15 protein-coding genes are annotated in these 14,493 nt (G+C 63.4%); 6 read left to right on the top strand and 9 right to left on the bottom strand.

The window, feature by feature from the left end:
• Positions 1-80: 80 nt before the first annotated feature.
• Both JQ600_RS05720 and JQ600_RS05715 read right to left on the bottom strand, forming a co-directional pair.
• Positions 81-737 (bottom strand): NAD(P)-dependent oxidoreductase, encoded by a 657-nt coding sequence (locus tag JQ600_RS05720; RefSeq protein WP_249135743.1) that lies wholly within the window; start codon positions 735-737, stop codon positions 81-83.
• Between the two features lie 115 nt (positions 738-852).
• On the bottom strand, positions 853-1,350 hold the full coding sequence (locus JQ600_RS05715; protein ID WP_212264883.1) for a peptide deformylase: 498 nt from the start codon (positions 1,348-1,350) through the stop codon (positions 853-855).
• A gap of 937 nt (positions 1,351-2,287) precedes the next feature.
• Between JQ600_RS05715 and JQ600_RS05710 the strand changes: the two genes are divergently transcribed.
• Positions 2,288-2,839: a carboxymuconolactone decarboxylase family protein gene (locus tag JQ600_RS05710; RefSeq protein WP_212388696.1), complete on the top strand. Its 552-nt coding sequence runs from the start codon at positions 2,288-2,290 to the stop codon at positions 2,837-2,839.
• 8 nt (positions 2,840-2,847) lie between these two features.
• Positions 2,848-4,260, top strand: coding sequence for an amidase (locus tag JQ600_RS05705; RefSeq protein WP_212264881.1), 1,413 nt, complete (start codon positions 2,848-2,850; stop codon positions 4,258-4,260).
• Here JQ600_RS05705 and JQ600_RS05700 read toward each other — a convergent pair.
• From JQ600_RS05700 to JQ600_RS05685, 4 genes are all read right to left on the bottom strand, one after another.
• The gene (locus JQ600_RS05700) at positions 4,239-5,219 is read right to left on the bottom strand and encodes a thioredoxin family protein (protein ID WP_249135720.1); all 981 of its coding nucleotides are present in this window, start codon (positions 5,217-5,219) and stop codon (positions 4,239-4,241) included. The genes JQ600_RS05705 and JQ600_RS05700 overlap by 22 nt on opposite strands.
• Before the next feature lie 2 nt (positions 5,220-5,221).
• Entirely contained in the window at positions 5,222-5,923 is a 702-nt protein-coding gene (locus tag JQ600_RS05695) for a cytochrome c biogenesis CcdA family protein (RefSeq protein WP_212264879.1), read from the bottom strand.
• Positions 5,924-5,953: 30 nt separating this feature from the next.
• The gene (locus JQ600_RS05690) at positions 5,954-6,355 is read right to left on the bottom strand and encodes a cupin domain-containing protein (protein WP_212264970.1); all 402 of its coding nucleotides are present in this window, start codon (positions 6,353-6,355) and stop codon (positions 5,954-5,956) included.
• A 99-nt stretch (positions 6,356-6,454) separates the two neighbouring features.
• Positions 6,455-7,114 (bottom strand): VOC family protein, encoded by a 660-nt coding sequence (locus JQ600_RS05685; RefSeq protein WP_212388694.1) that lies wholly within the window; start codon positions 7,112-7,114, stop codon positions 6,455-6,457.
• A gap of 380 nt (positions 7,115-7,494) precedes the next feature.
• Between JQ600_RS05685 and JQ600_RS05680 the strand changes: the two genes are divergently transcribed.
• A complete protein-coding gene (locus JQ600_RS05680) occupies positions 7,495-8,091 on the top strand; it encodes a YdeI family protein (RefSeq protein WP_212264877.1) in 597 nt (198 codons plus the stop codon).
• Between the two features lie 24 nt (positions 8,092-8,115).
• On the opposite strand, the gene JQ600_RS05675 is transcribed toward JQ600_RS05680, so the two are convergent.
• From JQ600_RS05675 to JQ600_RS05665, 3 genes are read right to left on the bottom strand one after another with little or no spacing between them, the layout of a single operon-like run.
• Complete coding sequence (locus JQ600_RS05675) at positions 8,116-9,615, bottom strand: tripartite tricarboxylate transporter permease (RefSeq protein ID WP_212264876.1); 1,500 nt, start codon at positions 9,613-9,615, stop codon at positions 8,116-8,118.
• 1 nt (position 9,616) lies between these two features.
• Positions 9,617-10,075: a tripartite tricarboxylate transporter TctB family protein gene (locus JQ600_RS05670; RefSeq protein ID WP_211994526.1), complete on the bottom strand. Its 459-nt coding sequence runs from the start codon at positions 10,073-10,075 to the stop codon at positions 9,617-9,619.
• 31 nt (positions 10,076-10,106) lie between these two features.
• Positions 10,107-11,090: a tripartite tricarboxylate transporter substrate binding protein gene (locus JQ600_RS05665; RefSeq protein ID WP_212388693.1), complete on the bottom strand. Its 984-nt coding sequence runs from the start codon at positions 11,088-11,090 to the stop codon at positions 10,107-10,109.
• A 204-nt stretch (positions 11,091-11,294) separates the two neighbouring features.
• Here JQ600_RS05665 and JQ600_RS05660 point away from each other — a divergent pair, with 204 nt between their 5' ends.
• From JQ600_RS05660 to JQ600_RS05650, 3 genes are all read left to right on the top strand, one after another.
• Positions 11,295-12,185: a LysR substrate-binding domain-containing protein gene (locus JQ600_RS05660; RefSeq protein ID WP_212388692.1), complete on the top strand. Its 891-nt coding sequence runs from the start codon at positions 11,295-11,297 to the stop codon at positions 12,183-12,185.
• A 95-nt stretch (positions 12,186-12,280) separates the two neighbouring features.
• The gene (gene kdgD / locus JQ600_RS05655; RefSeq protein WP_212489738.1) at positions 12,281-13,231 is read left to right on the top strand and encodes a 5-dehydro-4-deoxyglucarate dehydratase; all 951 of its coding nucleotides are present in this window, start codon (positions 12,281-12,283) and stop codon (positions 13,229-13,231) included.
• Between the two features lie 76 nt (positions 13,232-13,307).
• Positions 13,308-14,471: a substrate-binding protein gene (locus JQ600_RS05650; protein WP_212489737.1), complete on the top strand. Its 1,164-nt coding sequence runs from the start codon at positions 13,308-13,310 to the stop codon at positions 14,469-14,471.
• Positions 14,472-14,493: the final 22 nt, after the last annotated feature.

The following is a 14,493-nucleotide window of genomic DNA, read 5'->3' as shown; positions in this document are numbered from 1 at the left end:
CGTATCGCAACGAGAAAAGCGCCGTGTCACCGCAATCAGCAATGCAGATCGGCGCAGCAAGCCAGCGACGCGCCAGCCTGTCAGCGCCATCCGCCCGGCACGGTCTGCAGCAGTTTCTGACCGGCCTGGGTCTGGTCGGAGGCCAAAGCGACCAGCACTTTCGCGACGGTGGCGAAGGCCAGTTTGGGAAGACCCGGAACGTTGCGCACCTTGTTCAGTGCCACGAGATCCCAGGCGGGATCGGGCGGTCCCTTCCACAGGCTCACTGGATAGACCGCGGTCCAGTTCGCTTCGCAACGGGAGAGCGCCTGCTCGGCAATGGATTTGTCGTCGAACAGCCTCTTGGCGATGAAGTAGTAGAACAGAATCCTGGGAAGCAGCGACGCCTTCGCCGCCGTTTCGCCAACACCGAAGGAGGACATAAGGACGAAGCGCTTCACTCCCGCCTGATTGATCGCCGAAATAACCTTGGGCAGCATTCGCCGTTGAAAATCGGTTCCCCGGAGCAGGGTACCGACCGTAACGCGGGCGCCGAGGCAGGAGATGACGGTATCCGCCCCCACGAAGGCCTTGCACATGGCGGCCTCGTCCTCGATCGAACCGCTGACGACCGTGAGCCGTTGACGCGGCGTGACCGCCCCGGCGTTGCGGACAAAGGCGGTCACGTCATGCCCGGCCGCCAGCGCCTCGTCCACGACGAGCCCGCCGGTCGTTCCCGTTGCTCCCAAGACCACCATTTTCACTGCAGGCACCTCGTTACATGTGGACATAGGAATATTGGTACAAATTTCAATTAATCCAGATTGGTCGGCGCAATACGTTCTGTCATTGCGGCCGGCGACTGATCGCTCCTCAACCCCGCGACACTTTCTCAAACCGCTTGATCAGCCGCTCGCGCTTCAGCCGGGACAGCCGCCTGATCCAGAAAATCCCGTTGAGCTGATCGATCTCATGCTGATGGCAGACCGCGCGGAGGCCTTGCGATTCTTCGGTTCGGGCATGGCCGTCGACGTCATGATAGCTGATCCGCAACCGGGCATGTCGCTCGATGTCGTCGTTGACGCCGGGCATCGAGACGCTGCCTTCCTGATGCATGATCATCTCGGGGGAGGCCCAGACGATCTCCGGATTGACATAGGTCCGTGCGCCGTCGACCGGGTCGAGATCGAGCACGACGACGCGAAGCGAGACGCCGATATGCGGCGCGGTGATGCCGATGCCGGGCGCGGCGTGCATGGTCTCGAGCATATCCGTCGCCAGCTCGCGCAGCGCGCCGTCGAACGCGGTCACTCGCTGCGCGGTGAGCGCAAGGCGCGGGTCGGGATAGCGGACGATGGGACGGATGGTCATGAGCTGTTGTAGCGCACACGATGGCGCGCGTGAACCTCGCGAGTGGCGCGATGGATTGCGTCGCGGAGCTTTCATCGGGCGCGCATTCGCGCGACCCGTCGCACTCGCAATGCCGAAAGTTGGGTCGCAGGGTGCGACAAAACAACCCGTCGGGCAAATCATTTCCGATTTTCGTAATTGACGTCAAGTCCCGAAATAAAAAATATTTCGCGTTTCCAGAAGGGCAAATCAGGGGCATATTTCTCGCCATCCCGTCCCACTCAGAGGGCGTCGGCCGTCGTCACGGACGTTGGACGGGTTGCGATGGACGCAACAGTTGCGGCTGACGAGCGCTCTGAAGCGTACGGTGAAGTCGTGTGGTCCCGACGCCCCGATGCTGGCGTCAAGTTGGTGGAAAGCTCAGGCTTCTGACTGATGACGGTGACAACGAGCTCGGCCCGACCGAGGAGAGCACGAAGTAAGCCGTAAAGCCATTGCGCAGGGAAGGCCGGATGCTCTCCGCTGGACCTGTATGCTCCTGTGCGCACTCTTGTTGCACAATTGCACACGAGACCGCGGGTGCAGCGCGCACCCGGTCTTCCCTGCGCCCTCGGATTGGAGAGGGGCGGAAACTCTTGAAAAACCTCGGGCGCAATGCGCCGCGAGAACGCGAATTCATGTCCTAGATATGCAGCAGGAATTCTCCTCATATCGTCCCGGCCTTTGAGCCGGGACCGATACTCCGCGGCCCATCGGCGGGAGCGCTGGCGTTAGCGGTCTTCTTCAACAACGGGCGCCACGCGGTATGGGTCCCGGCGTTCGCCGGGACGACGCATGGGTGGAGTCATGTTTGACAATACTCACCACGGACAGACCTGCTATTCCAGGCAGGCCGCGCCAAATCTGTCTGTCTGTGGCAACATCACCGCAATTCTCATCCTCGGCCAAGGATAAATCCATGTCACGCGTGTCGATCAAGACCAAGAACGATCTCCCGGCTGAGTTGCAGCCGCTGTGGGACAAGATGACGACCTATGGCGCGTTCGAGAACCAGGCGGGTGTGATGGCGCACCGGCCGCCGATCTTCAAGCATACGTGGTCGCTGCTGGTTGATCTCGCCGAGAGCGGCACCTTGTCGAAACGGCATCTGGAGATCGCGCTGGTCGCGGTGTCCCTGTTGAACAAGTGCGACTATTGCGTTTCGCACCACGCGCCGAAACTGGCGATCCAGGGCGTATCGGAAGCGGGCGCCGAACGGCTGCTCGACTACAACGACCATCCGGAACTCGACGCCGTCGACAAGCTCGTGGTCGAATATTCCGTTGCGGTGAACAATAACTGGAGCAAGACCCGCGACGAAATCTTTACCCGCCTTCGCGACCATTTCTCCGAAGCCCAGATTGTCGAACTGACCTGGCGCATCGCCCTGTGTGGCGCCTTCAACCGCTTCACCGATATCCTGCAATGCGATATCGAGCCGAGCGTCCCCGCGCGCGAAGCCGCCGAGTAGCCCGCGCGATGTCCGACGATATGAACTGGCTTTCCGCCCGCGAGATGACCCGGCGCTTCGCCAAGGGCGACCTGTCGCCGGTCGATGTGTTGGAAGCGACCCTGGCGCGACTGCATGCGGTCAATCCGGCTCTCAATGCCACGTGCCTGCTGGATGAGCCGCAGGGGAGACGATTAGCTGCAGAGTCGGCGGAACGCTGGCGTCGCGGTGAGCCAATGGGGCCGCTCGACGGCGTGCCGGTCGCGATCAAGGACACCGGACATGTCAAGGGGTGGCCGATGCGCATCGGCTCGCATTCGACCGCAACGGCGCCCAGCGCCGAAGATACGCCGGGTGTCGCGCGGCTGCGTGAGGCCGGCGCGGTGTTCTTCTGCAAGACAACGACTCCGGAATTCGGCTGGAAGGGGATTACGCACGGCCCGCTGACCGGCATCACGCGCAACCCCTGGGATACTTCCCGCACGCCCGGCGGCTCCAGCGGCGGCTCGGCCGCCCTGGTTGCGGCGGGCGTCGTGCCGCTGGCCACCGGCGGCGATGGCGGCGGCTCGATCCGCATCCCCGCCGCATTCAGCGGTGTGTTCGGATTGAAGCCGAGCTACGGCGTGGTGCCGAATTTGCTGGGGCCGATGGGAACGCTCGCGGTCTATGGCGGCCTGTCGCGCGACGTCGCCGACAGCGCGCTGCTGCTGAACGTGCTGACGCGCCCCGATGCGCGGGATTCCTTCGCCATTCCCTATCGCGGCATCGACTATCTCGACGGCCTCGACCAGGGGGTGGCGGGAATGAAAATCGCATGGTCGCCCGATCTCGGCTTCCCGGTCACCGAGCCTGCAGTCGTCGCCGGCATGCAGCCGGCCATCGACGCACTGGTGAAGGCCGGCGCCGACGTGAAGAGCATTGATCTGGATCTGTCAGCTGCGCAGCCTGCACTGGAAGTGATCTGGGGCGCATCGCATGCCGCTGTGGTGCGCGATTTCGACGGCGCGCAACTGGCGGCGCTCGATCCTGGCCTGCTGCGACTGGTCATCGCCGCCCAGGATATTTCGGCGAGCGAATTGCAGGCGGCCTATGCCGACATGCGCACGCTCAGCCAGCAGATGCATCACTTCCATCAGCACTACGATCTCTTGCTGACGCCGACCATTCCCATCACCGCCTTCGCCGCCGGCATCGACACGCCCGATTCGGCGCGCTTTCCCCAGTGGTTCGATTGGACGCCATTGACGTGGCCGTTCAATCTCACCCGCCAGCCCGCGGCCTCGGTGCCGTGTGGTTTTGTCGAAGGCTTGCCGATCGGCCTGCAGATCGTGGGGCCGATGTTCAGCGAGGAGAAAATCCTCCGCGCCAGCCGCTGCGTCGAACAGGCCTGCGCCAGCGGCGCGCGGCCGAACCTAACCGGTCAACCGAACGTGAAGGTGTAAGCGCTCAGGCCGGCCTTGGGCACTTTCAGGCGCAACACATGCTCGCCGCTGCTGCCGCTGTAGAGAGGATAAAGCCGGCTTCCATCGATGGTGACCGGCGGTTGCGCCGTGCCGTCCACGGTGACGGAGACCGCTTGCGGCAACGCGCTTCCCGCGACCAGATTGACCTTGGGCGCGTTGAAGCGGAGCACGATCTCGCTACCGTCTGCCGAGGCGGTGGCGCTGTCGCCAACCAGCTTCCAATCGCCACCGAGCGCGAAGCGACCTTGCGGCACGCTGTCCGGCAGCGCGTAGGATCGCTCTCCGGCTGCGGAATCCTGCGAGGCCACGATGGCGCCGTCGTTCTTCTCCGACCCGAGATAGAGTTCGGGCGTTTCGATGCCGGCGAGATCCGGATCGCTTGCCTGCGCGGACGGCGTGGCTTCGCCGACGAGGCGGGCGATCGTGTTCTCCATCTGCTGGTAGCCGCCTTCGCCGAACTGCGTCGCGACGATGGTGCCGGACCTGTCGATCAGATATCCGGCCGGCCAATACTGATTACCGAAGGCGCGCCAGGTGCGGTACTGATTGTCCTGAGCAACCGGGTATTTGATACCGAAGCGCTTGGTGGCGGTCTCGACATTCGCCGTCTCCCTCTCGAAGGCGAATTCAGGCGTGTGCATGCCGACCACGACGAAACCCTTGTCCTTGTAGGTGTCGTACCACTTCGTCACATAGGGCAGGGTGCGCACGCAGTTGATGCAGGAATAGGTCCAGAACTGCACCAGCACGACCTTGCCGCGCAGGCTTTCCAGCGTCAGCGGCGGAGAATTCAGCCAGGCCGAAATTCCGGCGAATTCCGGCGCGGTGCGGCGCTCGCTCGATGTGGTTTGCTCACCGCGGGTCAGCGACGGGCTGAACTGCACGACGACGAGGAAGCCGACGATCAGAAGCACAATGACGGTGAGAAGCTTGCGCATGGTCATAGTCCTGTTTGGTGGTTCGGGTAGAAGTCCGAGAGCCACACCGTGATGATGGTGTCGTATTGCGTGTAGAAAGCGAACGCGACGAGCAGTACTGCCGCGCCGAAGCTGCGCTGCAGGGCAGGCGTGTAGGGCACGAGCCTGCGCATCTGGGTGGTGGCGTATTGCCCGCCATAAGCGATCAGCAATATCGGGAGGGCCGCGCCGATTGCGTAAGTGACGAGCAATACGCTGGCGCGTGCGAGGTCTTCCGACGTCGCGATCAGCGTGAGTATGGAGCCGAGCACCGGCCCGGCGCAGGGCGTCCACAACACGCCGAGCGAGAGGCCGAGAACGAGGCCGCCGAAATTGCCCGGTCCGGCAGCCCGCACGGCGCCATCCGCGTGCGCGAGGAGACCGCTCAACCGCGCCACAAGCCACTCATAGGGTTGCGGCCAGAGCATCAGCACGCCGAATCCGCCGAGCAGCACGATGGAAATCTTGCGCAAGCTGTCATGCGACAGCCCCAACACCGTTGGGAACGCGCTGAACAGCAAGGCGAAGCCGGAGAAGGCGATGACGAAACCGCCCACGATGAACATTGGCCGCAACCGGCCGTGCTGGCCGATCGACGTGCCGAGCAGGATCGGAAGCAGCGGCAGGATGCACGGCGCTGCTGCCGTCAGCAGTCCTGCCGCCAGGGCGAGGGCTATGTCGATCATCGCAGTAATCCCCGTGGGAAGCCGTCGCCGTCACTTCTTCAACGTCAGAAGCGGCTTGCCCTTTTCGACGATGTAGGTGGCGAGCTCGCTGCCGGTGACGCTGCCGACATTCTTGGCCGCGTGAACGGTACCGGCCGGAATGAACAGAACATCGCCCGCCTTGAGTGTGACCGGTGGCTTGCCCTCGATTTCGTATTCGAGCGTGCCCTCCAGCACATTGACGATCTCTTCGCCGGGATGGCTATGCCTGCCGAACGCCGCACCCGGCGCGAAATCGACGCGCACCTGGACGGCCTCGCGTCCGGGAATGCTGAGATCATGCCGCTGCAGGTCGGTTCGCGTGATGCCGGACGGCTGTGCCTGCGCCGCAGGCAGCGCCAAAACGCTTGCCGTGATCAACGCCGCGCTCGCTACAACTCGCATCGCCTTCATCAGATGGTTGCTCATATCGATTCTCCTTGGGTTGAGGAATTTCACGAGCCCGCGTGGACCGGGCCGAGACCCGGCCGGTCCGCGTGGGATAAAAGCTGCTCACAGCGGCAGCGGCTCGCCGGCCTGTTCCTTGGCGATGTACTCGGCGTACCAGTCCGGCCAGTTCACATCGTGCTGGCCGCCGTTCCGCTTCTCGTGCTCGCCATGGGCTGCCGCCGCGCGGCGAAGCGCGCTGGCGATTTCGGCCGACGACGAGAAATTCGTGTCGCCTTCGACGCGTCCGGGGGCGCGGGCGGTGACTTCCTGGAACAGCCAGCCATTGCCATCAGGATCGCTAAAGGAAGCATACGACTGGTAGGTGCGACGCTCCGGATCCGGGCCGCTGGCGCGATCACGCCCGAGCAGGAAGGGTTCATGTTTGGCGGTGAACACGCCGTCGGCGGCATGGAACACTTCGCTCACCTCGACGCCGCGACCCTGCAATTCCTTGCGCGCGGCTTCGATGTCGGAGACGACCAGATAGAGTCCCTTTGCGGAGCCGGGGGCCGCCGCGGTGACGTTCTTGCCGAAGATGACAGAAGCGTCGGAGCCGGGCGGGGTGAACTGGATAACGCGATAGTCCTTGCCGTCGGCGAAGTCGGCATCGAGCCGCCAGCCGAGGCTGCCGTAGAACGCCTTGGCGCGATCGACGTCGGAAACCGGGATAACGACGACCTCGAGCTTCATGGCGGGGGTCGCGGTCTTGCTTGCATTTGTCATGGTCCTTCTCCCTTTGCGAGTTAGGTCGGATGCGATCTATTTGCGTACGCGCTATAAAGGCCCGAAAGCCCCGAAAGTCAACGTATCCGATTAAATCGTATACGATATATTATTCACGTGTTCGTGTCCGGCAGGCGGGCGCCGGCTACGGTGAAAGACGGGCCAGGACCGATTCCCCAGACAATTCAAACGAAAAGCGGCGCGGCATGCCGGAAATGCCGGGAGATGTGTAAGTTGGCGACGGCTGGCGCCAGTGCTGGCTGGAGCAATTTGGACGACATCGACGAGGGAAAGTAAGGCCGGCCGCGCGCTGCACCGTTCCTGAGGCGCGATGATAGAAGCGTTCAACTACGAATGATTCTGCGATCAAAGGTCCGCTGGTGGCACCCGTTAAAATCAATCCCGACAAGATCCGCGAATTCAAGGACGCCGTGAGTTTCTACAAATGGCTCGGCAGATACCACGACAAGGAAGACGAAATCTGGATCAAGATCCACAAGGTGGATTCAGGATTCAAATCGATCACGCCCAAGCAGGCCATCGACGTCGTGCTGTGCTGGGGATGGATCGATGGTCAGCGCAAGGGTTTTGACGACAAGAGCTATATGCAGCGCTATACGCCGCGCACGAGGAAAAGCATCTGGAGTCAGATCAACGTCGATAATGTCGCGCGGCTGATCGACGAAGGCCGGATGACCGATCACGGCTTAAAGGAAGTCGACGCGGCCAAGTCCGACGGACGCTGGGCGCGCGCCTATAACAGCAAGGACATGAAGATCCCCGATGATCTGCAGGCCGCGATCGATGCCGAGCCCAAGGCAAAGGCCATGCTGGCGAAACTCAGCGCGCAGAACCGCTTCGCGCTGGCGTTTCGGACCCACAACATGAAAACCGAAGCCGGACGGAAGAAGAAGGTCGAGACGTTCGTCGCGATGCTCAAGCGCGGCGAGACGATCTATCCGCAAGGCAAGAAATGAGGCGAGAAATGAGTGATGTTGCGGTCACTCCGCCAGCGCCTCCTGGCGGCTGCGCCGGATCGCGGGGAATATCATCAGCAGGAACAGCACCGCGACCAGGGCGAGCAGCGTGGCGCTGATCGGTCGGCGCAGGAAGACCGAAAAATCGCCGTCCGCCAGCAGCATCGCGCGCCGGAAATTTTCTTCAAGCTGCGGGCCGAGCACGAGCCCGAGCAGCAGCGGCGCGGGCTCGACGCCCACCTTGATGAAGAAGTAGCCGATCACCGCGCAGCCGAGCATCAGCCAGACGTTGAACAGATTGTTCGCGATGCCGAAGGTGCCGATGCAGCAGAACAGCACGATTGCCGGGAACAGCAGCCGGTAAGGAATTTTGAGCATCGAGACCCAAACGCCGATCAGGGGCAGGTTGATCACGAGCAGCATCAAATTGCCGACCCACATGCTGGCGATGACGCCCCAGACCAGTTGGGGTTGCTCGCGCATGATCTGCGGCCCGGGCTGGATGCCCTGCATCATCAGCGCGCCGATCATCAGCGCCATCAGGGCATTGGCGGGGATGCCGAGCGTCAATAGCGGGATGAAGCTGGTCTGCGCGCCGGCATTGTTGGCGGCCTCAGGCCCCGCGACGCCCTCGATCGCGCCCTTGCCGAAGCGCGAAGGATCGCGGGCGAGCTTTTTCTCCAGCGCATAGGATGAGAACGGCGGCAGCGCCGCCCCGCCGCCCGGCAACACGCCGAGGACGGAACCCAGCAGTGTGCCGCGGACCATCGCCGGGAAGGCGGCGCGAAGATCGGCGCCACTCGGGATCAGGCTGCGGATCGACTGGCTGACGACGCGCATCGTCGCCGGGCGCTCGAGGTTGGCGATGATCTCGCCAAGGCCGAACAACCCCATCGCGACCGGCACGAAGTCGAGTCCGTCGGAGATCTCGGGGATCCCGAAGGTCATCCGCGGCGCGCCAGAATTGACGTCGATGCCGACGAGGCCGAGCAGGATGCCGAGCAGCACCATCGCGAGCGACTTGGCGACGGAGCCGTGCGCGAGCACGACGGCGGCGATCAAACCGAGGACGAGCAGGCTGAAATATTCGACAGCAGTGAATTTCAGCGCCAGCGCCGCCAGCGGCAGGCTGAGCACGGCGATGACGACCGTAGCTACCGTGCCGGCAAAGAACGACGAGATCGCGGCGATGGCGAGCGCGGTCCCGGCCTTGCCCTGTTTGGCCATCTCGTGGCCGTCGAGGCAGGTGACGACCGAAGACGTTTCGCCGGGCACGTTGACGAGGATGGCCGTGGTCGAGCCGCCATATTGCGCGCCGTAGAAGATGCCGGCCAGCATGATCATGGCGGATGGTGGCGACAGGCCGAAGGTGAACGGCAGCAGCAGCGCGACCGCCGGGATCGGCCCGATGCCGGGCAGCACGCCGATCGCGGTGCCGATGACGACGCCGATCAGGCAGAACAGCAAATTGTTCAGCTGCAGGGCGGTAGAGAGCCCCATCAGCAGATTGTCGAAAAGCTCCATGTCAGAACCATGCTCCAGGCCAGATCGGCACCGGCAAGGCCAGCGCCTTGACGAAGAGCAGCACCGCGGCCGCCGAGAGCCCCAGCGCGAACAGCAGGGTTTCGATCGGCCGCGCTTCCCGCGTCGCCAGGCTTGCGATCAGGATCGCGGCAAAGGACGACAGCGCAAGGCCGAAGCGCGTGGCTGTCAGTGCGAACACGGCAACGGATGCCGTGATCGCGAGCAGCGGCTGCAGCCGGACCGGCGCGATCCCGACAAAGGGTCGGCGGAGCCCGCGGACGCTGAACCAGAGCCCGAAGCCCAGCAGCATGATGGCGATGGCGCGCGGCATGTAGCCCGGCCCCATGTCGGCGGCATTGCCGCCCGACAAGGTGCGCGTCGCCGCCAGCGCGATTGCAGCGACAGCGATCAGGAACAGGCCGAAGAGCAGGTCCTGCCAATCCGTTCGGCGGGCGTTCATCACAAGCCTCGCTTGGCCAGTATCGGTCGCGTCATTCGCCCTTGATGCCGGCTTCGCGAATGATGTCGCCCCAACGCTTTGTTGAATCCTTCAGCCAGGTCGCCATCGCATCCGTGCTGCCGGCGCGGACTTCGCCGCCCTGTTCGGCGATCTTGGCCTTGATCTCGGGTGTCTCCAGTATCTTGCCGATCTCGGCATTGAGTCGTGCAATCACTGCCGGCGGCGTACCGCTGGCCACGACGATGCCTTGCCAGGTGCCGAACTCGCCGCCGGGCAGCTTGGCTTCCTTGAACGTCGGCACGTCCGGCGCGGAGGGGACGCGGTTCTCGCCGGTGACCGCGAGGCCGATCAACTGCTTGTTATTCACGAAGGGAAGGGTGGCCGACGCGCCATTGATGAGGGCGCCGCTCTCGCCGGCAACGACGGCGCGGGTGGCCGCAGCACCGCCCTTGTAAGGTACGTGCTTGAACTGGATGCCGAGTTCCTTCTGCATCACCACGGCGGTGATGTGATTGGCGCCGCCGACGCCGGAGTTGGCGACGGCGAGTTTGCCGGGATTGGCCTTGGCATAGGCAATCAGTTCCGCCGCCGTCTTGACCGGGATCGATTCATGCACGGCCAGCACATAGGGGCCGAACATCACCATCGTGACGGGGGCGAGGTCCTTTTCGAGACTATAGGTCAGGTTCGAAAACAGGCTGGGCGCCGTCGTTAGCGATCCGAGATCCGTCAGCAGCAACGTCGTGCCGTCAGGCGTCGCCTTGGCGACGGTGTCGGCGCCGAGATTGCCGGACGCGCCGGGCTTGTTCTCGATCACCACGCTCTGGCCGATCGCCGCCGACAGTTTCGGGCTGATCAGCCGCGCCAGGATGTCGGAGGTTCCGCCGGGCGCGAACGGCACGATGATGCGCACCGGCCGGTCGAAGTTTTGGGCGTATGCAACGCCGGGCAGTTGGCTGAGCAGGATGGCTGCGGCGGCGGCGAGGGCGGCGCGGCGCCCGAAACGTGGAAGCATGTTTTTCCTCCGGTCGAATTCGCGCAAGCGCCTGCGGCGTCGCGCATAGCGGTCTTTGGCCGCGCTGATGGCACGATAGGCGATGACCGATCCAATAGCGAACTAGAATGAGGATGGTCCGATACCAATTTTGGATCAAATAGCAGGGATGCGCTAGGCTAGCGAACTGGGAGCCGGTATGCGGCAAACGATAAAGGGAGTGGGATGTTCGAATTGAGTCAGGTCCGCTGCTTCGTGGCCGTGGCGGAGGAACTGCATTTCGGCCGCGCCGCTGCCCGGCTGAACATGACGCAACCACCGCTGAGCCGGCAAATCCAGATTCTCGAACGGATTCTGAGTGTAAAGCTGCTTCAGCGCGGCAATCGCCTGGTCCGGCTGACACCGGCCGGACAAAGCTTCCTGACTGAGGCGCGGCTGATCCTGAAGCTCACCGAAAGCGCGGCCTTGTTGGCGAGGCGCGTGGCGGAAGGCAAGGCCGGCTCGGTCAATATCGGCTTCACCGCCGCGTCTTCCTACAGCTATGTCCCCGAGCTGGTCGCGGCCTGCCGTCAGCAATTGCCTGACGTCGAGCTGATCCTCAAGGAAATGGTCAGCGGCGACCAGCTCAAGCGTCTCGGTGCCGGCGAAATCGATATCGGCCTGTTGCGGCCGCCGATCCCGCGCACCGGCCTGCAGTTTTTCCGGGTCAAGGCCGAACGGATGATCGCGGCGGTGCCGGCCGGGCACAAGCTCGCCGGGGCGACGACGATTGATCTCAGAGATCTCGCGGCCGAACCGTTCATCACATATGCTCCGTATGAGGCCCGTTACTTCCATGATCTGCTGGTGGAGCTTTTCTCGCGCGCAGCATTGGCGCCGGTCTATGTCCAGCACCTCGCGCAGATCCATTCGATCCTGGCCATCGTGCAAGCCGGCGTCGGCGTCGCCCTGGTGCCGGAAGCAGCCGAGAAACTGCAGTTCAGGGGCGTCGCGCTGCGGCCGCTGGCGGACGACCAGCAACGGGCAGCCGAACTCTACTTCGTCTGGCGGGACGACAACGACAATCCGCTGTTGCCGGTGATCGCGGCGATCGCCCGCGATCTTGCCGGCGCCTGAACCATCCAATCAATGGATCATTCGATCCAGCAATTGGTCTGCGGCGGCATCAGTCCCGGTCTACTCCTGAGGTCTTCACAGCGAGGATCGCAGCGATGAGCAGAATGACCCCGAAGGAAATGGCACTGACGATCGGCAACGGGCTGCTGTCGTTTCCAGTCACGCCGTTCGACGCAGCCAACAAATTCGACGCCGCGCGCTATCGCTCGAATCTCGACTGGCTGTGCAGCTATGAGGTGGCCGGTCTGTTCGCGGCCGGCGGCACCGGCGAATTCTTCTCGCTGACGCCGGCGGAAGTCGTCGACGTCGTTACAACCGCGGTGCAGCAGACCGCCGGTCGGGTACCGGTGCTCGCCGGCATCGGTTATGGCACGGCGATGGCGACCGAACTCGCTGGCGCCGTAGAGCGTGCCGGCGCCGACGGCATCCTGCTGCTGCCGCCCTATCTGGTGTTCTCCGAGCAGGCCGGACTGGCGGCTCATGTCGAGGCGGTGTGCAAGGCGACCAGCCTCGGCGTCATCGTCTACAACCGCGACAACGCCATTCTGACCGAGGACACGATCGCAAGACTTTGCGAACGCTGCCCGAACCTCGTCGGGTTCAAGGACGGCGTCGGCGACATCGAACAGATGACGCGGATCTATCTGCGCATGGGCGACCGGCTGACCTATGTCGGCGGATTGCCCACTGCGGAAACCTTCGCGCTGCCTTATCTGGAAATGGGCGTCACGACCTATTCCTCCGCCGTGTTCAACTTCGTGCCTGAGTTCTCGACCAAATTCCACGCGGCGGTGCGGCGGCGCGACCGCGAGACCGTCCAAGCGGGCTTGCGCGATTTCATCATGCCGCTGCTCGCGATCCGCAACCGCAAGCGCGGGTATGCGGTCTCGATGATCAAGGCCGGGATGAAAGTGATCGGTCGCGATTCCGGCCCGGTGCGCTCGCCGCTGACCGACCTGACGTCGGGAGAGGTCGAGGAACTTTCGGCGCTGGTAAGCCGGTTGAAAGCAAGTGAATTCACGCGCCGGTCGCTCGCCGCCGCCTGAGTTCGTGCGGCTGCACGCCTAACAAATCCCTTGTAGGCTCGTCCGCAACCGATTCTCGGTTGCGGAGGGGACGCGTATGGCGTTGCGGTCGATCAAACGCATGGCGCTCGCGCTGCTGGTATGTGGCGTAGGCTTCAGCCCTTCAACAGGCGCCGATGCCGCCGAACCGATCCGCATCGGCGCGGTGCTGCCGTTTTCCGGCGGCGTTGAGCTTTACGGCCAGCAGGCCAAGCTCGGGCTCGACCTCGCGGCCAGGGAGATCAACGCGGCGGGAGGTGTTCTCGGCAGACCGATTGAAGTGATTTACGCCGACGACAAGACGGGGCCGCCCTCCGCCGAGGACGCGATGCGCAAGTTGATCGCCGATGGCGTTGTCGCGGTAGTCGGCCCCATCACCTCGGCGAACCTGAATGCGATCGTGCCAATCGCCGAGAACCTGAAGACACCGCTGCTCTACGCCACCAATTACGAGGGCGGCAAGTGCAGCCGCTATGTTTTCTCGTTCTCGACCGTGCCCAACCAGGACATGGGCCAATTACTGCCCTACATGAACCAGACCTTCGGCAATACTTATTTCCTCTTGGGCGCCGACCGGGTCTGGCCGCACCAGATGTTCGATATCGCAAAGCCGCTGATTGAGAAGCTCGGCGGCAAAATCGTCGGCACGCAATATACGCTGGGCACGGAGACGGATTTCACCCCGCTGATCGCGCAGGTGGCGGCGGCCAAACCGAAGGTGCTGCTGTTCGCGCTGAAAGGCGACGGCATCGATTTCATCCGGCAGGCCGACGAGCAGGGGTTGTTCAGGGAAACCACGGTCGCATTCCTCGGGTTGTCCGAAATCGATCTCGGCATTTTCCGCGGCAAAGGCCAGAACATGTATACGGCGGTGCCTTCGGTCGCCACCAGCGACGATCCCGCCATCAAGGCCTTCGTCGGCAAGGTTCGCTCTGAGGCCGGCGCCGACGTCCTGGTGTCGAACTATGTCATGACCCACTACAACACGCTGATCGCACTCAAGGCGGCGATCGAGAAGGCCGGCAAGGTCGACAAGGAGGCCATCATCGACGCGCTGGCGGGGCTCGTCTTTGCATCGCCGACCGGGCCGGTGACGATCGACCAGAACCATTACGCGACGATGAACATGTTTATCGCCAAGACGCAGGGGAGCGAACTCGTCACGGTCCGCGCGCTGGGCCAGATTGCGCCGCAGCCGGGATGCAAATTGGCGGATCGGTGAGTGCGGAGGCGCAGCATCGAAC

Source organism: Bradyrhizobium sp. AUGA SZCCT0176 (genome assembly GCF_018130145.1).
Lineage (GTDB): Bacteria > Pseudomonadota > Alphaproteobacteria > Rhizobiales > Xanthobacteraceae > Bradyrhizobium.
Note: the sequence above shows the minus strand (reverse complement) of the source record. Positions and strands in the feature narration are given on the sequence as shown.